This is a genomic window from Mycobacterium persicum (assembly GCF_002086915.1).
In the GTDB taxonomy this organism is placed as follows: domain Bacteria; phylum Actinomycetota; class Actinomycetes; order Mycobacteriales; family Mycobacteriaceae; genus Mycobacterium; species Mycobacterium persicum.
The window spans coordinates 4,198,799-4,220,561 of sequence record NZ_MWQA01000001.1; the positions used below are offsets into that span (position 1 = coordinate 4,198,799).

Below are 21,763 nucleotides of genomic sequence, written 5' to 3' on the forward strand. Positions count from 1 at the left end.
GAGGACTTCCAATACAGTGTGGCCTAGCCCCCGAATTCGGCCGAGAGGTAGACCACCTCGCCGAAGGGCGCGTCGTCACCGTCGACGGGCGGTAGACCGTGTCGGGCGAACAGCTCGGTGTTGCTCACCCCGGCGATCCGCCAACCATGGGCGGCCAGATATGTGCCCGCGTCGGTGCGGTCGTCGAAATACAGCAGAGCCGCCATGTCGAGATCGAAGCCGTGGCGATTCCACCGTTCGTTCTGGCGCCGCATGCGCCGTCGCAGCTCTTCTCGGTTGAGATCGTTGACGTCGAGCAGACCCTCGGTGACGAACCGGCTTCCCGGCGCGCTGTGGGCGGTCACCTGGTCCAGCAGCCGGTCCTGGGCCTGCGCCGGCAGGTAACCCAGCAGCCCTTCTGCGGACCAGGCGGTTGGCTGGGCCGGGTCGAAGCCGGCTTCGCGCAATGCCGCCGGCCAGTCGTCCCGCAAGTCGACCGCTACCGGGCGCCGATCGGCCGTCGGCTGGGCGCCCAGGCCGGCCAGGGTCGCGGTCTTGAACTCGATCACCCGCGGCTGGTCGACTTCGAACACGGTGGTACCGGCCGGCCAGGGCAGCCGGTAGGCACGGGAATCCAGACCGGATGCCAGGATGACGGCCTGGCGGATACCGGCCCGGGTTGCGTCGGTGAAGTAGTCGTCGAAGAACCTGGTGCGCACGGCCATACTGTTGGCGAAGTGCCGGATGCCGTCGGCCGTGTCGTCATCGAGGCCGGCGGTATTCAGCTCGCCACTGGCGACGCGGCTGAAGAAGTCCACGCCCACCGCCTCGACCAGCGGCTCGGCGAAGTGGTCGCTGGCAATGGCTCCGGCGCCGTTGGCGTCCCGGCAGGCCGCCGCGCGTGCGGCCGCCACCATGGTGGCCGTCAAACCCACGCTGGAAGCCAGATCCCAGGTGTCCCCCTCGAAGCGCGCGCTACCCAATTGCGTCATCCGTTTGCCCTCCGCCGGCCAAGTCATTGATACTTAGCAAATATAACGAACTACCATGACTGTACCCCTCACCCGGGGCCGCCACGGCACCCTGGCAAGTTCCACCCACATCAGCTGTTAATCTCGTAACGGTTTGACGCGCTGTAGATAATGCGGCCGTACGTCCTGGCCTGCGAGTGTTGGGCGCGTAATGCAGGATGACCCCCGCTGCGCAGGAGGAAGTAGTGCTTTCGGCTTTCATCTCATCGCTGCGTACGGTCGACCTGAGACGGAAGATCCTCTTCACGCTGGGCATCGTGGTGCTGTACCGGGTCGGCGCCTCGCTGCCGTCTCCGGGCGTCGACTTCCCACACGTCCAGCAGTGCATCAAACAGGCCAGCAGCGGCGAAGCCGGCCAGATCTACTCGCTGATCAACCTGTTCTCCGGCGGTGCGCTGCTCAAGCTCACGGTGTTCGCGGTCGGGGTGATGCCGTACATCACCGCCAGCATCATCGTGCAGCTGCTGACCGTCGTCATTCCCCGATTTGAGGAACTGCGTAAGGAGGGCCAGTCCGGCCAGGCCAAGATGACGCAGTACACCCGTTATCTGGCGATCGCGCTGGCGATTCTGCAGGCCACCAGCATCGTGGCGCTGGCGGCCAACGACCAGCTGCTGCAAGGCTGCCGCGAGAAAATCATCGCCGATGACAGCATTTTCACCCTGGTCGTCATCGTGCTGGTGATGACCAGTGGCGCGGCGCTGGTGATGTGGATGGGCGAGTTGATCACCGAACGCGGCATCGGCAACGGCATGTCGCTACTGATCTTCGTCGGTATTGCCGCCCGCATCTATCCCGAAGGACATGACATCCTGGAAAGCCGCGGCGGCGCGGTCTTCGCCGCGGTCTGCGTGGCCACGCTGATCATCATCGTCGGCGTGGTCTTCGTCGAGCAGGGCCAGCGCCGCATCCCGGTGCAATACGCCAAACGGATGGTGGGCCGGCGGATGTATGGCGGAACGTCGACATATCTGCCGCTCAAGGTCAACCAGGCCGGCGTCATCCCGGTGATCTTTGCTTCGTCGCTGATCTACATTCCGCACCTGATCACTCAGCTGGTCCGCAGCGGCACCGGGGGTCTCGGTCGTGGCTGGTGGGACAAGTTCGTCGCCACCTACCTGTCCGACCCCAGCAACATCGGCTATATCGCCATCTACTTCGGCCTGATCATCTTCTTCACCTACTTCTATGTGTCGATCACGTTCAATCCCGACGAGCGTGCCGACGAGATGAAAAAGTTCGGCGGCTTTATTCCAGGCATTCGTCCGGGCCGCCCGACCGCTGATTACCTGCGTTATGTGCTGAGCCGGATTACCCTGCCGGGTTCGATCTACCTCGGCGTGATTGCCGTGTTGCCCAATCTGTTCCTGCAGATCGGCGCCAGTGGCGGAGTTCAGAACCTACCCTTCGGGGGTACCGCGGTTCTGATCATGATCGGTGTCGGTTTGGATACGGTCAAACAGATCGAGAGTCAGCTCATGCAGCGCAACTACGAAGGGTTCCTCAAGTGAGAGTCGTTTTGCTGGGACCGCCCGGGGCGGGCAAGGGGACGCAAGCCCAAAAGCTGGCCGAAAAGCTGGGGATCCCGCAGATCTCCACCGGCGAGCTGTTCCGGCAAAACATTGAAGACGGCACCAAGCTGGGCATCGAGGCCAAGCGGTACCTGAGCGCCGGTAACCTGGTGCCGTCCGATCTGACAAACCAACTCGTCGACGATCGATTGAACAACCCGGACGCGGCCAACGGATTCATCCTCGACGGATACCCACGCTCGGTGGAACAGGCCAAGGCGCTGCACGAGATGCTCGAACGCCGGGGGACCGACATCGACGCCGTGCTGGAGTTCCGGGTGTCCGAGGAGGTGTTGCTGGAGCGGCTCAAGAGCCGTGGCCGCGCCGACGACACCGACGACGTGATCCTCAACCGGATGAAGGTTTACCGCGATGAGACCGCGCCGCTGCTGGAGTATTACAGCAGCCAACTGAAAACCGTCGACGCGGTTGGCACCATGGATGAAGTGTTCGCTCGCGCGTTGCAGGCCCTGGGGAAGTAGCCATGCGTGCCCTGGCACGGTTGCGGGGCCGCAAAGTCGTGCCACAACGCACTGCCGGCGAGCTTGACGCAATGGCCGCGGCGGGCTCCGTCGTGGCCGCGGCCCTGCGGGCCGCCCGGGCGGCGGCGGTCGCCGGGGTGTCCAGCCTGAGCCTCGACGACATCGCCGAGACCGTGATCCGCGAAGCCGGCGCGACCCCGTCGTTCCTGGGCTATCACGGCTACCCGGCGTCGATCTGCGTCTCGGTCAATGACCGCGTGGTCCACGGCATTCCGTCCGCCGCCGAAATCCTGGCCGCCGGCGACCTGGTTTCGATCGATTGCGGGGCGGTCCTGGACGGCTGGCACGGCGACGCGGCCATCACCTTCGGGGTCGGACGGCTCAGTCCGGCCGACGAAGCCCTGTCGGAAGCGACCCGGGCCTCATTGGAGGCCGGAATCAAGGCGATGGTGGTCGGTAATCGGCTGACCGACGTCTCGCATGCCATCGAGCAGGGCACCCGCACCGCCGAGACCCGCTACGGCCGTTCGTTCGGAATCGTCGACGGGTACGGCGGCCACGGGATCGGCCGGCAGATGCATCTGGATCCGTTCTTGCCCAACGAGGGCGCTCCCGGGCGCGGGCCGGTGCTGGCCGCGGGCTCGGTGCTGGCCATCGAACCGATGCTGACCCTGGGCACCGGCCGGACCGTGGTGCTCGACGACAACTGGACAGTCACTACTGCCGACGGATCGCGTGCGGCACACTGGGAGCACACAGTTGCGGTAACCGAGGACGGGCCCCGAGTCTTGACCTTTGGTTAGACGGCTGAACCAAACACCTACTCGACTCGTGTCAGAAGCGGGAGGTGATCGAGTGGGTCGGGTGGCCGGCACTCGGGCGGCGTCCGGGGCTACCGAGGCCGCGCTGATGAAGGCGCTCTACGACGAGCATGCCGCGGTGTTGTGGCGTTATGCCTTGCGGTTGACCGGCGACGCGAGCCAGGCCGAGGACGTTGTCCAGGAGACGTTGTTGCGGGCATGGCAACACCCCGAAGTGATAGGTGATACCGAGCGGTCGGCGCGCGCGTGGTTGTTCACCGTCGCGCGCAACATGATCATCGACGATCGGCGCAGCGCGCGGTTCCGCAATGTCGTCGGCTCCAGCGACGAATCGGGCGCGCCCGAGCAGTCCGTGCCCGACGAGGTGAACGCGGCGCTGGACCGGTTGCTGATCGCCGAGGCGATGGCTCACCTGTCCGACGAGCACCGGGCCGTGATCGAGCGGTCCTACTATCGTGGTTGGACCACCGCGCAGATTGCCGGCGACCTCGGAATCGCCGAAGGCACCGTCAAGTCGCGACTGCACTACGCGGTGCGGGCGCTGCGCCTCGGCCTGCAGGAACTTGGGGTGACGCGATGACGACCGTTCACGGACCCATCCGGGCGGCCGTCCGTTCCGAATACTTGGGGGTGACAGGAGATGGATGACATGGTCACGTCGCTTAGGGGGCTTGGCCCGCCCGGTGACAACGAGGGCTATGACCTGACGACCGGTCGCAACCACCCCTACGGGATGTGGGACGCCGCTTACGTATTGGGGTCGCTGTCGGCGACCGATCGCCGCGAATACGAAGAGCACATGAACGGGTGTCCCGGCTGCCGCCAGGCCGTCGTCGAACTCTCCGGTGTGCCCGCATTGCTTTCGCAGCTCGACCGTGACGAGGTGGCGGCGATGAACGAGTCCGGTCCCGCCGCGGGTGGTCCGCCGGCTGCGCCGCAGCTCTCGCCGCAATTGTTGCCGTCATTGTTGGCAACGGTGCGCTGGCGCCGTCGCCGCGCCCGGCTGGCGACGTGGGTGGCCTCGGCCGCCGCGGCCGCGCTGTTGGGCATCGCTGTGCTGGTAGGCGTCCAGGGGCATACCGGATCACCGCAGTCGCCGGCCGTGTCGGCACAGCCGATGGCTCAGGTCGGGACCAAACTGCTGGTTTCGACGGTGTCGGTGCACCCCGAGCACTGGGGGACGTTCATCAACCTGCGGTGTGTTTGCCTGGCTCCGCCGGATGCGCCCCACGACACGCTGGCGATGGTCGTGGTGGGTCGCGACGGCAGCCAAACCCGGCTGGCGACGTGGGTGGCCGAACCCGGCCACACCGCGACACCGGCCGGCAGCATCTCGATACCGGTCGATCGAATCGCCGCCGTGCAAGTGGTTTACGCCGATACCGGCCAAGTGCTGCTGCAGCGTTCGCTCTGAATTCGCTCGGCCCGCGGTGAACTGAAGTTCGCCGCGGGTCGTGTTACCGACATGCCGAGGAAACACCGGGTGGTCGACCACATCGTGGACCACCTCGCGGCAATCGGGGTAGACCACGTCTTCGGTGTGGACGGAGCCAACATCGAAGACCTCTACGACGCCGCGCATTTCCACCCGTCGCTGTGCGCCGTCCTGGCCAAGCACGAATTCTCCGCTGCCGCAATGGCCGACGGCTACAGTCGCAGCGGAGCCGGGCTGGGATCTGGGTTAGGAGTGGTGATAGCGACCTCCGGCGGCGGCGCCCTCAATCTCGTCGCGGGATTGGGGGAGGCGCTGGCAAGCCGGGTGCCGGTGCTTGCCCTGGTCGGTCAATCCGCCACCGCCCTGGACGGCCGGGGCGCCTTTCAGGACACCAGCGGGCGCAACGGATCGCTGGATGCAGAAGCGGTGTTCTCCGCGGTGTCGCTATCGTGTCAGCGGGTGCTGGCGCCGGCAGACATTGCCTCGGCCCTGCCGCGCGCCATCGCCGCGGCACGCACCGGCGGTCCGGCTGTGTTGTTGCTGCCCAAGGACATTCAGCAGGGATACGTGGCGGTCGACGACCACAGCCGGCCGCCGGGAGACATGCGGCCCATCGGCAACCCGTATCCCATAGCTCAGCTACTGCGCCGCGCGAACGGCCCGGTCACGATCATCGTCGGCGAGCAGGTCGCGCGCGACAACGCCCGAATGGAGCTCGAACAGCTGCGAGCGGTGTTGCGGGCAAGGGTGGCGACCGTGCCGGAGGCCAAGGATGTCGCCGGGATACCGGGCCTCGGATCGTCGTCGGCGCTGGGCGTGACCGGAGTCATGGGGCACCCGAACGTGGCCGAAGCGGTGGCCGGCAGCGCGGTGTGCCTCGTCGTCGGCACCCGGTTGCCCGTGACCGCCCGCGCCGGCCTGGAAGACGCACTGGCCGCGGTGCGGACGGTGTCGATCGGTTCAGCGCCGCCCTACCTTGCGTGCACCCATGTGCACACCGACGACCTGCGTGGGTCACTGCGCATCCTCACCCAGGCGCTCTCGGGATCCGGGCGGCCCACCGGGCTGCGGGTACCGGACCTGGTGCGGCGCGCCGAGCTACGGCCGCCGTCCTGGACGGGCGCGGGCGTGTGCTACCGCGATGCCATGGCGGTGCTCAACGACGAGCTGCCCGACGGCACCGACATCGTGGTCGACGCCGGCAACACCGGCGCCGCCGCGATCCACTACCTGTCGGCCCGCCGGGGCGGCAGGTACGCTGTCGCGCTCGGGATGGGTGGCATGGGCTACAGCTTCGGTGCCGGCATCGGAATGGCCTTGGGGCGCAGAAACACTGGACGGTCCCCCGGACGCACCGTGGTAATCGCCGGGGACGGCGCGTTTTTCATGCACGGCATGGAGGTGCATACCGCCGTTCAGTATCGGCTTCCGGTGACGTTCGTCTTGTTCAACAACAATGCCCACGCCATGTGCGTGACCCGCGAGCAACTTTTCTACGGAGACCTCTACAGCTACAACAGATTTCGTCGCAGCCGGCTGGGATCTGGCCTGGCGGAGATGTTTCCGGGCCTGTCGTCTGTCGACGTCACCGACGTCGGTCGGTTAACCATCGCATTGCGTACCGCATTGGATGCCGACGGGCCGGCAGTGGTCAGTGTCGAATGCGCTGCCGACGAAATTCCGCCGTTTGCACCGTTTCTCATTGGAACCACCGCGAAGGAGAACCATACCGATGTCGCTGCCAGCGCTTGACGATATCTTCACCCACACCGGCACCGTGGCACCCATTGACGGGCTGATCCGTATCGAAACCAGCCCGCGGGAGCAGGCCACCCCGATCATCATGGAGATGATGCGGTCGGTGTATCCGCATGATCAGGTTTTCGGGGAGTACTGTACCGTCAACGATTTCATCGATTGTCCCCCCGACGAGCTGTTCGCCTACATGGCCGACACCCGCAGCCTCGAGGAGTGGACCTACAGCCTGCGCGGCTTCACACCGACCGACGAGCCGGGTCTGTGGCTGGCCCACGATCGGCTCGGTTCGCAGACCAGGATCTACACCCGCACCATAGCCAATATGCAGGCCCGGACGGTGGATTACCACTGCGCCTGGGATCAGGGCAAGCACCTGTGGATGGTCTACCTGATGCGGGTGGTCGACGCGCAGGTGGTGCTGGACCGCCCGGGTTCGGTTGTGCTGTGGACGAATTGCCACCACCCGTTCTACGACCACAACCCCTACCCGGAGACCGCGCCGGCCGACCGATCGGTCTGGGTGGGGGATTTCTGGGACATGTTCGGTGCCGGCCACCTGCTGGAACTGAAGAACCTCAAGGCCATCGCGGAATACCGGCACCGCAACGGCTTACCCGTCGTACCCGTCTGGATGAGGTGACATACATGATGAGCCAATCCGTCAGTCTCATTGACGTTTCCAGCTATCTGCCCGGCGAGCCGATCGGTGCGGATTACTACGCACAATTCGCCGAATCCGACGATCTGCGTGACAGTCTGATGTTCCGTGCGCCGGCGTTTCGCCATCACGTCGACCCGGACGAGACCGCCGTCGACATGGTGGAGCGTGCCACACGAGGGTTGATCGAACGCCACGGTGAGGAGGCGATCGACGCCGTCGACGTGCTGATCACCCATACTCAGGCACCGGATGTGCCGTTCTACGGCGCCGGTGGCGGGATCGCTCACCGCCTGGGCATGCGGCCCTCGTGGGTGCTGGACTTGCACAACGGCGGGGGCGCGGTATTCGTGTTGGCGCTCAACGTGGCTCGCCAACTGCTGGCCTCGGGCGCGGGGCGCACGGCGTTGATCGCCGTCGCGCAGAATTCGGCCGGCCAGGTGTTCGATCAACCCGGAGTCCGTCGCAAGGCGCAAGCGGCAGTGCCCGGCGACGGGGCCGCGGTGGGCCTGGTCACGCTGTCTGACCGGTCGCCCGTTCTCGGCATCGATTGCCGCACCTATGGCGAATACGCCGGCGAGATGACGCTTGCCCCGGACCCGCCGCGCAAGTGGTGGCAGCCCGGTACCGGCGAGCTGTGCATCGGTTTCACCGAAAGCAAGATCACCAAGGTGCTGGCCCGCGGCAACCGGCAGGTCCCGGAAGTGGCGCTGGCGGTCTGTGATCGGATTGGACTGCCGTCCAAGGACATTGACCTGCTGGTCACCAACCAGCCCAACCGGGTGTTTCTGCGCAACTGGCGAGAAGCACTCGAACTGCCCGCCGAACGGCACCTGGACACCTTTGACGCATGCGGAAACCTGTTCGGCGCGGGGATTCCGGTCAATCTGGATCGGGCCATCTCGACCGGGCGGGTGGCGGCCGGCGACACGGTCATGATGGCAGGGTTTGCGCACGCCGGCGACTTCGCCGGGGCCGCGGCGGTGCGCTGGGGCGGGCGGCCCTGATGCTCAACGTCATCAGCCCCAACGCCATCGACCCTGGTGCGTTGGCGCTCAATGAGAACCCGTTCCCACCGCTGCCTGCGGTGCGCTCGGCGCTGATTCGCTCGATCGACGCGGTGAACCGGTATCCGGAGTTCATGCCGGAACGGCTGCGCGACGTGATCGCCGGCCATATCGGCATGCGCGCCGACCGGGTGGTACTGGGAGCGGGCGCGACCGGCGTGGTGATGCAGGCCCTACGGGCGGTGACAGTTCCCGGGGATGCGATTGTGATGGCGGCGCCGACCTTCGACGGATATCCGATCGTCGCACAGCTGGCGGGATTGACGGTGGTGACCGTCCCTCTCGACGACTACGGCCATCACGATCTGGGGGCGCTGGCCGCCGCCGCCGCCCAGGCCCGAGTGGTGGTGCTGTGCCGGCCGCACAATCCGACCGGCACGCTGGAGCCGGTGCCGGCGGTGGTGCGGTTCCTGAGCCGGGTGCCCCCGGACACCGTGGTGCTGCTCGACGAGGCGTACATCGAATTCGCCGCGCCCGAGCATCGAATCGACGCTTCGGCGTTGCTTGCTCGTTTCCCCAATGTGCTGGTGGTGCGGACCTTTTCCAAGGCCTATGGGCTGGCGGGGCTGCGGATCGGCTACGGCCTGGCCGCAGCGGAATTGGCCGCGGCGTTGTGGGCCCAGCAGCTTCCGTTCGGCATAGCCGGCACCGGCATACTTGCGGTGGCGGCCTCCTACGAAGCCGAAGACCAGTTGCTGCACCGGGTTCGGCTGATTACGGCCGAACGGCGTTACCTACGGCGGCAATTGAGCGCCATGGGAATAGCCACCACCGATGCGCACGCGAACTTCATGTACCTGCCGTCGAGGGGTCGATTGTGGCATGACGTGTTCGTCCGGGCGGGCCTGCAGGTGCGGCTGTACCCGGACGGCGGTGCCCGAATAACCGTGGGCAGTCGGGCGTCGACTCTGGCGGTGTTGGCCGCGGTGGGAAAATCTGCGGCATGAATCCCGGGTGTTGACCCGATGGCCCCGCCGGTGCGGTAAGAAAAGGCGTGGCTGCATCACGACCGGACAGACCTGACCCCATCGCGGTGGCCCGGGCCAACTGGGAGAAAGCCGGGTGGAGCGACGTGGCGCAGGGCATGGTCGCGGTGACATCGGTGATGCGTGCGCACCAGATCCTGCTGGCCCGCGTCGAGACCGCACTGCGCCCCTACGATCTGAGTTTCTCGCGTTTCGAGCTGCTGCGGTTATTGGCGTTCAGCCGTACCGGAGCGTTGCCGATCACCAAGGCCTCCGACCGCCTTCAGGTTCATGTCACCAGCGTCACGCACGCGATCCGTCGGCTGGAAGCCGACGGGCTGGTGCAACGGGCGCCGCACCCTACCGACGGGCGGACCACGCTGGTGCAGATCACCGACTTGGGGCGGGCCACTGTCGAGGACGCCACCTTGACCCTCAACGAGCAGGTATTCGCCGACATCGGAATGGATGCCGGCGAGTCGGAGGCGCTGGTGTCCGCCATTGAAACGTTGCGGCGCAACGCCGGAGACTTCAGCGTCTGACACCGTTTGGCAACGAGAGAAAGGCAGCCCAGTGGACCCATTAGTTGCTCACCAGCGCGCTCAGGAGGCGTTCGCCGGCGTCCTCGCCAACGTCAGTGCCGACCAGCACAGCGCTCCAACGCCGTGCTCGGAGTGGACAGTTCGGGATCTCATCGAGCACGTCATCAGCGGCAACGAGCACGTCGGGCAATGGGCGCAACACCCGGTTGAGCCGCCCGCACGGCCCGACGACATCCTTGCGGCCCATCGGACCGCGGCCGCCGCCGCCCACGAGGTCTTCGCCGCGCCGGACGGGATGTCCACCACCTTCAAACTGCCGTTCGGTGAGCTGCCCGGCCAGGTCTTCGTCGGGATCCGCACCAGCGATGTGCTGACCCACGCGTGGGATCTGGCGGCCGCCACCGGCCAACCCACCGATCTTGACCCTGAATTGGCGACCGAACAGCTCGCCGCCGTACGGGTGTTCGTGGGGCCGCAGTTCCGGGGACCGGGCAAGCCCTTCGCCGAGGAGCAGCCATGTTCAGTGGAGCGCGCGCCCGCTGATCAGCTGGCCGCATTCCTGGGCCGAAACGTCCGGTGAGCTACCCGTTGCGCAGCATCTCGATGACCGCGCTGAAGTCCAAGCCAGCGTGGTCGGCGGCGAACTCGGCATAGATTTCGGCGGCGTGGCGGCCCAGCGGTGCCGCGGATCCGGTGGCGGTAACCGCGTCCATCGCCAAGCCCAAGTCCTTGTTCATCAACGCCGTCGCGAAGCCCGGCTTGAAGTCATTGTTGGCCGGCGACGTCGGAACCGGGCCCGGCACCGGGCAATTGGTGTGCACCGCCCAGCAGTTGCCGGTCGCGCCGGTGATGACGTCGAACAGCGACTGGGCCGACAGGCCGAGCTTCTCGGCCAGCACGAACGCCTCGCCGATCGCGACCTGCTGCACGGCCAGCACCATGTTGTTGCACAGCTTGGCGGCCTGGCCCGCCCCGGCCGCACCGCAGTGAATGATCTTGCCCGCCATGGGTTCCAGCACCGGACGGGCCCGCTCCAAGACGTCCGCGTCGCCGCCGACCATGAACGCCAGCGTCCCGGCCGCGGCACCCTTGACACCGCCGGAAACCGGCGCGTCGAGTTGGGCCAGGCCGTGCGATGCGGCCAGCGCATGCACCTCGCGGGCGTCGTCGACCGAGATCGTTGAGCTGTCGATGAACAGGGCACCCGGTTGCGCGGCGGGCAGCACCTCGGCATAGCAGCGCTTGACCACGTCACCGTTGGGCAGCATGGTGATGACCACGCTGGCATCGGCCACTGCATCGGCGGCGCTGTCGCATACCGCGCAGCCGGCTGCGGTCGCGGTCGCCACGGCCGCGGGCACGGGGTCGTAGGCGCGCACGATGTGCCCGGCGGCAACCAGATTCGCCGACATCGGCGCGCCCATGTTCCCCAGTCCGAGGAACGCGATCGTCTCTGTCACGTGGTGCAGCCCTCCTAAACGGTAGCGCGAAACCGCGCGGCCTCGGCCCGGCCGATGACAACCCGCATGATTTCGTTGGTCCCTTCCAGAATTCGATGCACCCGCAGGTCGCGGACGATCTTCTCCAGACCATACTCGCGCAGGTAGCCGTACCCGCCGTGTAGTTGCAGCGCCTTGTCGGCCACCTCGAAGCAGGCGTCGGTGACATAGCGCTTGGCCATCGCGCACAGCTCGACCTTATCCGCGGCGTCGCCGTCGAGTGCACTCGCGGCTCGCCACAACAACATTCGCGAGGTTTCCAGCCCGGTGGCCATGTCGGCCAGGGTGAACCGGACGGTGGGTTCGTCCAGCAAGCTGGCCCCGAACGCGTGCCGCTCGCGCACATAGGCGCCGGCCTTGTCGAAAGCGGCCTGCGCGCCGCCGAGTGAACACGCCGCGATGTTGAGCCGGCCGCCGTTGAGACCGTTCATCGCGATGCCGAAGCCCGCACCCTCCCCGTCGGCGCCACCCAGCATGGCATCGGCGGGCACCCGAACCCCGTCGAGGATCACCTGGGCTGTCGGTTGCGCATGCCAGCCCATCTTCTCTTCGAGCGCACCGAAACTCATTCCAGCAGTGCCCTTTTCGATCACGAAGGCCGATATGCCGCGGGGGCCGTCCGCGCCGGTGCGGGCCATCACCACGTACACATCCGAGGCCCCGGCGCCGGAAATGAACTGCTTCACGCCGTCGAGCACATAGTCGCCACCCTGTTTGACGGCGCGGGTGCTGAGCGCGCTGGCATCGGAGCCGGCGCCGGGCTCGGTCAGGCAGTAGCTGGCGATGACGTCCATTGTGGCCAGCCGCGGTATCCAGTCCTTGCGTTGTTCGTCGGTGCCGAAGCTGTCGATCATCCAGGCGCACATGTTGTGGATGGACAGGAAGGCGGCGGTGACCGGGTCGGCGATGGCCAACTGTTCGAAGATGCGCACCCCGTCGAGCCGGCGCAGTCCGCTGCCGCCCACGTCGTCGCGGCAATAGATGGCGGCCATCCCGAGTTCGGCGGCCTCGCGCAGCACGTCGACCGGGAAGTGGTTGCTGGCATCCCATTCCAGAGCGTGTGGTGCAAGCCGCTTTGCGGCGAACGCAGCCGCCGTCTCGGTGATCACCCGCTCGTCGTCGTTGAGGGTAAACATGGCTGCTTACTGCATTGTCGGGATGACGAACTCGGCACCGTCCTTGATGCCGGACGGCCAGCGCGAGGTGACGGTCTTGACCTTGGTGTAGAACTGGATCGAGGTCGGGCCGTGCTGGTTGAGGTCGCCGAACCCGGAGCGTTTCCAGCCGCCAAAAGTGTGATAGGCCACCGGGACCGGGATCGGAACATTGACACCGACCATGCCCACCTGAACCCGCGAGACGAAGTCGCGAGCGGTATCGCCGTCGCGGGTGAAGATTGCCACCCCGTTTCCGTACTCGTGCTCCGACGGCAGGCGCAGCGCTTCCTCGTAGTTGTGGGCGCGCACCATGCACAGCACCGGCCCGAAGATCTCGTCGGTGTAGATCGACATGTCCCGGGTGACGTGGTCGAACAGCGTCGGTCCGATGAAGAAGCCGCCCTCCAAGTTCGCGTCGCCGAAAGTCAGGTCGTCACTGGCCCGTTCGCGGCCATCGATGACGATCTCGGCGCCGGCCTGGACGCCCTGATTGATGTAGTCGCGCACCCGGGTCAGCGCCGTCTCGGTGACCAGCGGGCCGTAGTCGGCCTTAGGGTCCAGGCTGTGGCCGACCCGCAGGTTGTTGATTCGCTCGATCAGCCTGGCGCGCAACCGCTCCGCGGTCTGCTCACCGACCGGGACCGCGACGCTGATCGCCATGCAGCGCTCGCCGGCGCTGCCGTAGCCCGCGCCGATCAGCGCGTCGACCGCCTGGTCGAGGTCCGCGTCGGGCATCACGATCATGTGGTTCTTGGCGCCGCCGAAGCATTGCGAGCGCTTGCCGGTCGCGGCGGCCCCGGCGTAGATGTACTGGGCGATGTCGGAGCTGCCGACGAACCCGACCGCCTTGATGTCGGGGTGATTCAGGATAGCGTCGACGGCTTCCTTGTCACCGTGCACGACCTGGAAGACGCCGGGGGGCAGGCCGGCTTCGGCGAACAGTTCGGCCAGCCGTAGCGGGACCGACGGGTCACGTTCACTCGGCTTGAGCAGGAATGCATTTCCGCATGCCAGGGCCGGGCCGGCCTTCCACAGCGGGATCATCGCCGGGAAGTTGAACGGGGTGATCCCGGCGACGACGCCGAGCGGCTGCCGTAGCGAGTAGACGTCGATACCCGGCCCGGCGCCCTCGGTGTACTCGCCCTTGAGCAGATGCGGGATCCCGAGGCAGAACTCGATCACCTCGATGCCGCGCTGGATGTCGCCCGCGGCGTCGGCCAGCGTCTTGCCGTGCTCGAGTGACAGTAGTTCGGCCAGTTCGTCGTTGTTGTCGTTGACCAACTCGATGAACCGCATCAGCACCCGGGCGCGGCGTTGCGGATTCCATGCGGCCCAGCCCTTTTGGGCCTCGAGGGCCGCTGCCACCGCGGCGTCGACGTCGGCCCGGCCCGCCATCGGCACTTTCGCCTGGACCTGGCCGGTGTTGGGGTCGAAGACGTCGGCGGTGCGGGTGGACTGGCCGGTGGTGCGCTGGCCGTCGATGAAGTGCGGAATATGTGTGGTCATGGCTTGTCCCTGGTTGTGAGCGGCGGAGTAGCGGTGCGGCGTCCGATACTTGCATATCCTAGTAACTACCTGTCGAGGGGCGCAAGCGGGGTGACTTGCCGCTCCCATCCGGCCTACATACCGTTCCGGCTTGTCCGACGAAGCCCGTCCGGGCGCTGATGCGGGCGCGAGCGCGCCGAGCGGTGCTTGGCCAGGAACGTTCGGGTAGCCGCGCAGGTTGGCCGCGTGGTGAACGCGGTGCTGCGCGCGGCACGTAAGAGTGCACTGCGTGGCCGCCGGCATTCGAGAAGGCTCGTCACCGGCCATCGGGACCTGTTGGCGGACTCGGTGCGGGCGATCGATGGCACATGCGGCCACGTCGCGCCTGGCCATGGTGAACCGAACCGAGTGCGGATTCGTCATTCGGGGTGAGGGCATTCCGCCGGTTGAACGGACGCGTGCTGATGACTCTTGGGCGCCGCCGACGAGCCCAGGCAAGGGCGCTTCGAATCTTTGTCGTCGGAGCCGGTGTCGGCGGTCTATCTATTGCGCGGGGGCTCCTGCGCGACGGGCACGACGTCACCGTGTTCGAACGGCGCCCCGATGCGCAGGCAGGTGGCGGCGCCGTCACCATCTGGTCCAACGGCGCGACCGTGCTGGGGCAGCTGGGCGTCGACATGGACGGTGCCGGCCAATTGCTTTCTGCCGTACGGGTCCTGACGTCCACGGGTCGTCCGCTGGCCACGCTGGACGTGGCCGCGATGGTGCGTCGGCTGGGCGCGCCGGTCCGGATGGTGCCACGCCAGATCCTGGTGGAACGGCTACTGAAAGGCTTTCCGGCCGAACGCATCTGCTATGACGCCTGTGTGGTCGGGGTGGCCGGCGGGGACGACGGCGTGCGGGTCGAATTTCGCGACGGCAAGCCGGCCGCAACGGATCTGGTGATCGGCGCCGACGGCCTGCACTCGACGATTAGAGATATCGTCGGCGCGCAGCACGCACAGCCGACCGGTTGGTGTAGCTGGCAGGGACTGGTCACCCTGCCGGATCTCGCCGACAAGCATGTCGCGCAGGTCATCATCGGCGACCGCGGGAACACCGGCCTGTGGCCTGCCGGAGGCTGCGATGTGCAGTGGTGGTTCGATCTGCCGTGGTCGTACGACTTCGTCAGGCCGCAACGTCCGATCGAGATGATCCGTACCACGTTCGCCGGATGGTCCGGCACGGTCGATCGAGTATTGGCGGCGCTGACCGATGACGACGTGGTCCATTCGCCCTACCCGCATTTTCGCCATCCCATTCCGCCTCCGGGTCGCGGCGCGGTGACGTTGCTCGGCGACGCCGCACACACCATGCCGCCCACCCTCGCGCAGGGGACCAATCAGGCGCTGCTCGACACGATGGTGTTGCGCAAAGCGCTTCGCGACTTCGGCACCAGCGACGTGTCAGCCGCGCTGCGGTGGTACGAGAAGACCAGGCGCCGCAAGGTCATGGCGGTTTCGCGGGTGGCGTCGCTACCGGTGTCGCACCGTGAGTCCGTGCTCAAGCCGGCAGCAATGATCTCCGACAGGCTCCACACCTGGGCGCTGACCACGTTCTTGAGTGGAACCAGTCACCGCCGGATTGCTGCTGAAATCAGCCGAGACGCCGTGCGGGCCACTGCGTCGGGTGCGGTGCGATGAACGCGGCCGACCCGGTACGGGTACGAGGCGCGATCGATACGCCCTCGCGCTGGCTGTGGCTGTTCAAGTGGTGTGTGCTCGCCGTCCCGCACTACCCGGTTTTGATACTGCTCTATGCGGTGTATCCGCTGCTGACCGTCGCGGCCGGTGTCGCGATCGTATTCACCGGACGCTATCCGCGCCGCGTCTTCGACTTCAACGTCGGAGTGCTGCGCTGGTCCTGGCGAGTCATGAACTACCGGTTCCCGATGAACAGCACCGACAAATACCCACCTTTCACGCTCGCGTCTCGGCCCGACTACCCGGGTGATCTCCAGGTGGATTTTCCGCAGCGGCTGGGGAAATGGCGTGTGCTGGTGAAGTCGTGGCTGCTGGGACTCCCGCAGATACTGCTGTGCTGGGCGATGGAACCGCTGCTGCAGGTGCTGTGCGTGATCTCCGCGGTGTGGTTGCTGTGCACCGGAACAATCCATCAGGGCATGTTCGACCTCCTGATGGGCATCGTTCGGTGGCGATACCGGGTGGCGGTCTACGTTTCGTTGATGCGAGACGAGTATCCCCCGTTCCGACTCGACCAAGGTGGTAGCTGACGCACGCTAATTCGTTGTTTCCGTACGTGTATCGATTCGGGATGCCGCTCTTCAACCGGACGTTCTACCACCGGTATCGACGAGAGGCGATGAGCCACGCGGTCGGCCGGTTGCTGATGGTCGGTGTCGGTCCCGGAACCGATTTGCGGTTTGTTCCGCCCGCGGTGACGTCGGTCGCCGCCGTGGAGCCGGTGGCGGCGTTTCGGCGGATGGCTGCCGCACTGGCGCGCCGCAACGGCATCGCGGTCGACGTAGTCGACGGGGTGGGCGAGTCGATTCCCTTCCCGGACAACAGCTTCGACTCGGTGCACATCGGCCTGGTGCTGTGCTCGGTCGACGACGTGGCCGCCACGCTCGCTGAGATCCGGCGGGTGTTGGTGCCCGGGGGCAGGTTGGTCGTCCTCGAGCACGTTCGCGGTGCGGGCGCGATGGGCCGGTTCCAGGACCTGATCGCAAGGCCCTGGTCTCGGCTGGCGTGCGGCTGCGAGCCGAACCGCCGAACGATCGACGCGATTGCCAAGGCCGGATTCGACACCAGCGGACTGCGCAGTATTCCCCGGACCCTGGTGCCGCCGCCCTGCACACCCCATCTGCAAGGAGTCGCCGTCGTAGTCGACGAATAATGGGCGCAAATTTGTTGCCGGCATCTTGAACATATCGCTTGCCAGGGTATAAAATCAAGGTTTAACTTTTCGGCGCGGGGGCGGTCGCCAAAATATACATCGACAAAAAGGGGGCCGGTGATCGTGAATTTCTCGGTGTTACCGCCGGAGGTCAATTCGGCGCGGCTGTTTTCGGGTGCCGGTTCGGCCCCAATGGTGGCTGCCACCGCGGCCTGGAATGGATTGGCAGAGGAATTGGCCGGTGCGGCGGCGTCCTTTTCGTCGGTGACGTCGGGGTTGTTGGGCCAGGCGTGGCAGGGTCCGGCGTCCGTCGCGATGGCGGCCGCGGCGGCCCCCTATACCGCGATGCTGAGCGCGGCGGCGGATCGGGCGACGGCAGCGGGCGCGCAGGCGCAGGCGGTGGCCGACGCGTTCGAGGCTGCGCGGGCGGCAACGATCCATCCGCTGGCCGTGGCGGCCAACCGGGACGGGTTGGTGCAGTTGATTTTGTCGAATTTCTTTGGGCAGAACGCTCCATCGATCGCGGCCGTCGAGGCCGAGTACGAACAGATGTGGGCTCAGGATGTGGCCGCGATGGCGGGCTACCATGCCGGTGCATCGGCGGCAGCGGCGCAGCTGGAGCCATGGCTGCAGGCGCTGCACGACCTAGCAAGCCGGCTCGCCAGAATATTGGGCCTCAGCCCGGTCACCAACCCGGTAGCGAGCGACCCCGATTTGATGAGTCAAACCACCAATTTCGGCTTGTTCACCAGCACGGCTCTTGCTGACCCTGACGACAATAATTTCGTCGGACTGGTTATTTCGAGTCCACTCTTCACTAATACATTGACTTCCGGGTTTGAGCCCACCTTGGGCCTGGGCGCGCCCGGGCAGACGATAAACACCTTCCGAAGCCCGGTCTTGCCGTTCTTGAACAGTTCGCTCGCACTTCCTGTCACCGATCCCTTAGCGCCGTTGATTACCGCACTTCTTCCCCTTGGTTTCTGACCATTCGAGACTATTCGAAACTGTAGGAAACTATTCGAGCCCGATGGCTTCGATGATGTTCAGTCGCGAGGCGCGCGCTGCGGGTGGCAACGAGCCGAGCAGGCTGACCGCCACGGCGCCGATCGTCAACACGAGCGCTGAGGGGCCCGGCCGGAAACCAACCCCGAAGTTCATGACGTCCGCGCTGACGAGGCTGTACAGCCACTGGTCGGTCAGTCCGAACGCAAGCCCCGCGACACCACCGACAACCCCGATGCCCGCCGCCTCGGCCAACACCATCTGCACCGTGAACCGCCGACTGCAGCCCATTGCCCGCAGCACCCCGATCTCCCGGCGCCGTTGCAGCACCGACAGTGTCAACGTGTTGAGCAGCGCGACGCCGGCCACGAAGACCACGATGATCCAGACGGCGTCGGCGATGAACATGCTCTGCCGCAGCGGGGCTGCAGCGCCCGCCAGTGCCGCGCGACCGTCGTACACGTAATTCGGTGGCGGCACCACCCGTCGCACGTTGTCCGACAAGCGATGTCGATCAACGCCCGGGGCCGCGGTGATCTGCAGTGTGGTCGCCGCCGGCCGGTCGAACCAGGACCGCAGCTGATCCAGGCTCATCCCCACCGTGCCGATGACGGTGGAGAAGTACGGCACCAGCGCCAACACGGTGGGCCGTTGCCGTCCGTGCGGGGTGTCCAATGGCAGCTGATCTCCGACCCGCACCCGCAGCGCCGCACCCAGATTCCGGGTGAGCACCACGCCCCGCCCGGCCAGCACCTCCTCGCGCACCCGATCATCCAGCGCCCGGTAGAGCGAGTCGGCGGTTCCGGGGGAAAACCCGTCGAGCAGCACCCGGGTACCGCCCACCACGGCAAACGCAGCCGCTCCCTCGGTAACCCGGGCGACGCCGGGCACCGCTGCCAACTGTTCGGAAAGGCCTTGCGGCAGTGGGTCGGTGGGGTATCTGTCCGGCGGATCTGCGCTCACCCACACGTCGACGCCGGCCACCGGAGCGAAGATTTCCCGCGCGGAGGAGATCATGTCGGAGTTGGTGCCGGTGATCACCACCGTGGTGACAACCGCGATCAACACGGTCATGACGGTCGCCCAGACGCGCCGCGGCGCCCGTTGGATGGTCGCCGCCGCGAGTGCGCCCGCCGGTCCGAACCTTCGCGCCGTCGCGGCGACGGCGCCGACGACGGGCGCGGTGAGCGCAAACCCCAGCGCGATCTCGGCGCCGAACAGGGCAAGCATCGCGGCCAAGGCGTACCTGACGCGGTGGTCGACCACGACCAGGCTGGACGCCGCGAACATCGCCACGGCTGCGGCCCCGGTCGCGACCCGCAGCCAACGCGGCACCACATCTGCCGACGAGACCCCGACCGGCGCCAAAGCCTCGATCGGCGAGACCCGGTACACCTGCCGGGCGGCCATCGCGGACGCGGCCACGCTGGTGAGCATCGTCGTCGCCGAGGCAACCGGTAGCGCATAGCCGGGCAGCCAGTACTCGACACGAGCCTCCAGCCCCTGGGTCAGTGCCGGCGGAAGCCGGCCAATCGCCATGCGGCCCAAGACTATTCCGCCGCACGCCCCGATAGCTCCGCCGACCAGCCCGAGAACCGCGGACTCTGCGAGTAGGTCGCCGACTATGGCGATGCGCCGGCCGCCGATCGCGCGCAGCAGCGAGATGACGGGCCGCCGCTGAGCAATCGTCATGGTCATCGTGGTGTAGATCAGGAATGCGCCGACCAGCAAGGCAACCCCGGCGCCCATCAGGGCCATGTAGTTCATCAGCTTCACACCGTCGCCGGCCCGTGTCGCCCGCATGCTCGGGTTGGCCACAATGGCGCGACCGTTCACCGCGGCGACCACGCCGGCGCGCACCGCGGCAAGATCGGCCCCCGGCCGGGTGGTGATCAGTATCGAGTCCAGCCGGCCTTGACGCCCGGTAACGCTCTGCGCCAAGGCAAGTGGCGCCAGGACATAACGGCCGCCGTTGAGCTCGGCGAGTCGCCGGCCTCCGAGCACCTCGACGACGGTGACCGAGCCCGAGCCCAGCCGGAACGTCTCGCCTTTCGGGTGGCCGGCACCGGGTCCGACCCGAACTCCGCCGGGAGTCGTCGACGGCGCGTCCAACGGTTGTGCCCCAATACTTTTGAAGGCGTCTTTCAGGGCGCCGCTCAGCTCGGCACTGCGAGCGTCGGCGCCGAAAAGCAGTACCGGGCCCGACGCCGTGGGCGCCGACATCCGGATCATCGGCGCCGCAGTGCCGACACCGGGGACCGCCGCGACGTCGGCCGCGATCGTGTCGGGAAAGCCGGCATCGGTGATGCCCGAAACCTCGAGCGCGGCAAGGCCGGCGACGCCGTCGGCCAATCGGTTGACCGATCCGGTGATCGATCCGAAGATGCCGAATACCGCAACCAGGTACATCGCCGCCACTGCCATGACGGCGATGGAGGCGCTGGTGCGGCGGCGATGCACGGCAAGCTCGCGCAGGCCGAACAGTCGTAGCCGGCTTGCCGCAGCCGGCAATGTCGAGCCCGGTCTCACCATGGCGCCACCGCCGCGTCACAGCAGACCCGGCCGTCCTGCAGGGTGATCACCCGATCGGTGGTCGCCGCGGCGTCCGAATTGTGGGTCACCATCACCACCAGCCGACCGCGGCCCGGTTCGTGCGCCACCTCGGCGAGCAACGCCAAAATCGAAGCGCCCGTCGTGGAGTCGAGGTTCCCGGTCGGCTCGTCGGCAAGAATCAGCGGCGGGTCCATCATCAACGCCCGCGCCACCGCAACCCGCTGCATCTGACCCCCGGACAGTTCCGACGGCCGGTGCTCGGCGCGGTTACCCAGCCCCACCCGGTGCAACAGCTGAACCGCTTCGGCTTTGGCCCTACCCAGTCGGACACCGTCGAGCAGCTTGGGCACCGCCACGTTCTCCCACGCCGACAACGTCGGCAACAGGTTGAAGAACTGAAACACAAACCCCACACAACGATGCCGGAATTGCGACTGCTGCTCATCGCGGAGGCGGCCGATCTCCTCGCCGTCGAAGATGATGGACCCGGAGTCGGGGCTGTCCAACGCGCCCAGCAGATGCAACAACGTGCTCTTGCCCGCGCCCGACGGCCCGACGACCGAGACGAACCGCCCGCCTGCCAAGTCCAGGTTGACGCGGCGCAGTGCGCGCACGGTCTGGCCCCCGACCCGATACTGGCGGGCCACATCACGGAGTTCGATGGTCAGCTCGTGGCCGGGCGATCCGGCGGCACCGATTGCTGGCGCCGCGGTCCGCGGCGAGACCGAACCACCCTGCGTGCGACGGCCGCTACCCACATGCGTTACTACGAGACCGGTCGCGAATCGGTTCGATTCTGCCGGCGTCGAATATCGCGTTTCATCGTATCCTCGTCGGCGGGTGTAACCCGGCCTCCGGTG

The 21,763-nt window shown here is 66.7% G+C and carries 20 protein-coding genes and 1 pseudogene; 15 read left to right on the forward strand and 6 right to left on the reverse strand.

The window, feature by feature from the left end:
- Positions 1-23: 23 nt before the first annotated feature.
- Complete coding sequence (locus B4U45_RS19225) at positions 24-962, reverse strand: SAM-dependent methyltransferase (protein ID WP_075547164.1); 939 nt, start codon at positions 960-962, stop codon at positions 24-26.
- A 233-nt stretch (positions 963-1,195) separates the two neighbouring features.
- Between B4U45_RS19225 and secY the strand changes: the two genes are divergently transcribed.
- From secY to B4U45_RS19280, 11 genes are all read left to right on the forward strand, one after another.
- On the forward strand, positions 1,196-2,521 hold the full coding sequence (secY, locus tag B4U45_RS19230) for a preprotein translocase subunit SecY (protein ID WP_075511013.1): 1,326 nt from the start codon (positions 1,196-1,198) through the stop codon (positions 2,519-2,521).
- The gene (locus B4U45_RS19235) at positions 2,518-3,063 is read left to right on the forward strand and encodes an adenylate kinase (protein ID WP_075547067.1); all 546 of its coding nucleotides are present in this window, start codon (positions 2,518-2,520) and stop codon (positions 3,061-3,063) included. The genes secY and B4U45_RS19235 overlap by 4 nt, the downstream gene beginning before the upstream one ends.
- Positions 3,064-3,065: 2 nt before the next feature.
- The gene (gene map / locus B4U45_RS19240; protein ID WP_075547068.1) at positions 3,066-3,866 is read left to right on the forward strand and encodes a type I methionyl aminopeptidase; all 801 of its coding nucleotides are present in this window, start codon (positions 3,066-3,068) and stop codon (positions 3,864-3,866) included.
- Positions 3,867-3,918: 52 nt separating this feature from the next.
- The gene (locus B4U45_RS19245) at positions 3,919-4,464 is read left to right on the forward strand and encodes a sigma-70 family RNA polymerase sigma factor (RefSeq protein WP_082275396.1); all 546 of its coding nucleotides are present in this window, start codon (positions 3,919-3,921) and stop codon (positions 4,462-4,464) included.
- Positions 4,465-4,533: 69 nt separating this feature from the next.
- The gene (locus B4U45_RS19250; protein WP_116671250.1) at positions 4,534-5,298 is read left to right on the forward strand and encodes an anti-sigma factor family protein; all 765 of its coding nucleotides are present in this window, start codon (positions 4,534-4,536) and stop codon (positions 5,296-5,298) included.
- Between the two features lie 51 nt (positions 5,299-5,349).
- Entirely contained in the window at positions 5,350-7,071 is a 1,722-nt protein-coding gene (locus B4U45_RS19255; protein ID WP_099184598.1) for a thiamine pyrophosphate-binding protein, read from the forward strand.
- Positions 7,052-7,717: a hypothetical protein gene (locus B4U45_RS19260; protein ID WP_075547071.1), complete on the forward strand. Its 666-nt coding sequence runs from the start codon at positions 7,052-7,054 to the stop codon at positions 7,715-7,717. The genes B4U45_RS19255 and B4U45_RS19260 overlap by 20 nt, the downstream gene beginning before the upstream one ends.
- A 5-nt stretch (positions 7,718-7,722) precedes the next feature.
- The gene (locus B4U45_RS19265) at positions 7,723-8,742 is read left to right on the forward strand and encodes a 3-oxoacyl-ACP synthase III family protein (RefSeq protein ID WP_219859482.1); all 1,020 of its coding nucleotides are present in this window, start codon (positions 7,723-7,725) and stop codon (positions 8,740-8,742) included.
- Positions 8,742-9,749 carry a pyridoxal phosphate-dependent aminotransferase gene (locus B4U45_RS19270; protein WP_075547072.1) on the forward strand — a complete coding sequence of 336 codons (1,008 nt, stop codon included), beginning with the start codon at positions 8,742-8,744 and terminating at the stop codon, positions 9,747-9,749. The genes B4U45_RS19265 and B4U45_RS19270 overlap by 1 nt, the downstream gene beginning before the upstream one ends.
- A gap of 47 nt (positions 9,750-9,796) precedes the next feature.
- Positions 9,797-10,309: a MarR family winged helix-turn-helix transcriptional regulator gene (locus B4U45_RS19275; protein ID WP_075547073.1), complete on the forward strand. Its 513-nt coding sequence runs from the start codon at positions 9,797-9,799 to the stop codon at positions 10,307-10,309.
- A 31-nt stretch (positions 10,310-10,340) separates the two neighbouring features.
- Positions 10,341-10,889, forward strand: coding sequence for a TIGR03086 family metal-binding protein (locus B4U45_RS19280; protein ID WP_075547074.1), 549 nt, complete (start codon positions 10,341-10,343; stop codon positions 10,887-10,889).
- A gap of 1 nt (position 10,890) precedes the next feature.
- Here the strand turns inward: B4U45_RS19280 and mmsB are convergent, their stop codons facing one another.
- The 3 genes from mmsB to B4U45_RS19295 are packed head-to-tail and all read right to left on the reverse strand — an operon-like array spanning position 10,891 to position 14,471.
- Positions 10,891-11,769 (reverse strand): 3-hydroxyisobutyrate dehydrogenase, encoded by an 879-nt coding sequence (mmsB, locus tag B4U45_RS19285; RefSeq protein ID WP_083153111.1) that lies wholly within the window; start codon positions 11,767-11,769, stop codon positions 10,891-10,893.
- Between the two features lie 14 nt (positions 11,770-11,783).
- Positions 11,784-12,944, reverse strand: coding sequence for an acyl-CoA dehydrogenase family protein (locus B4U45_RS19290; RefSeq protein ID WP_075547076.1), 1,161 nt, complete (start codon positions 12,942-12,944; stop codon positions 11,784-11,786).
- A gap of 6 nt (positions 12,945-12,950) precedes the next feature.
- Positions 12,951-14,471 (reverse strand): CoA-acylating methylmalonate-semialdehyde dehydrogenase, encoded by a 1,521-nt coding sequence (locus B4U45_RS19295; RefSeq protein ID WP_122526375.1) that lies wholly within the window; start codon positions 14,469-14,471, stop codon positions 12,951-12,953.
- Between the two features lie 443 nt (positions 14,472-14,914).
- On the opposite strand from B4U45_RS19295, the gene B4U45_RS19300 reads away from it, so the two are divergent.
- The 4 genes and pseudogenes from B4U45_RS19300 to B4U45_RS29450 all read left to right on the forward strand — a co-directional run.
- On the forward strand, positions 14,915-16,132 hold the full coding sequence (locus B4U45_RS19300; protein WP_075547167.1) for an FAD-dependent oxidoreductase: 1,218 nt from the start codon (positions 14,915-14,917) through the stop codon (positions 16,130-16,132).
- Positions 16,129-16,722: a DUF4389 domain-containing protein gene (locus B4U45_RS19305; RefSeq protein ID WP_075547078.1), complete on the forward strand. Its 594-nt coding sequence runs from the start codon at positions 16,129-16,131 to the stop codon at positions 16,720-16,722. The genes B4U45_RS19300 and B4U45_RS19305 overlap by 4 nt, the downstream gene beginning before the upstream one ends.
- Positions 16,723-16,763: 41 nt before the next feature.
- Positions 16,764-17,345, forward strand: coding sequence for a class I SAM-dependent methyltransferase (locus B4U45_RS19310; protein ID WP_082275397.1), 582 nt, complete (start codon positions 16,764-16,766; stop codon positions 17,343-17,345).
- A gap of 123 nt (positions 17,346-17,468) precedes the next feature.
- Positions 17,469-18,008, forward strand: a pseudogene (locus tag B4U45_RS29450) (PPE family protein); the annotation flags it as partial.
- 354 nt (positions 18,009-18,362) lie between these two features.
- Here B4U45_RS29450 and B4U45_RS19320 read toward each other — a convergent pair.
- Together B4U45_RS19320 and B4U45_RS19325 are read right to left on the reverse strand one after the other, a co-directional pair.
- Positions 18,363-20,882 carry an ABC transporter permease gene (locus B4U45_RS19320; protein WP_371686865.1) on the reverse strand — a complete coding sequence of 840 codons (2,520 nt, stop codon included), beginning with the start codon at positions 20,880-20,882 and terminating at the stop codon, positions 18,363-18,365.
- Complete coding sequence (locus B4U45_RS19325) at positions 20,876-21,571, reverse strand: ABC transporter ATP-binding protein (protein ID WP_075547168.1); 696 nt, start codon at positions 21,569-21,571, stop codon at positions 20,876-20,878. Before B4U45_RS19325 ends, B4U45_RS19320 begins: the two co-directional genes overlap by 7 nt.
- Between the last annotated feature and the right edge of the window lie 192 nt (positions 21,572-21,763).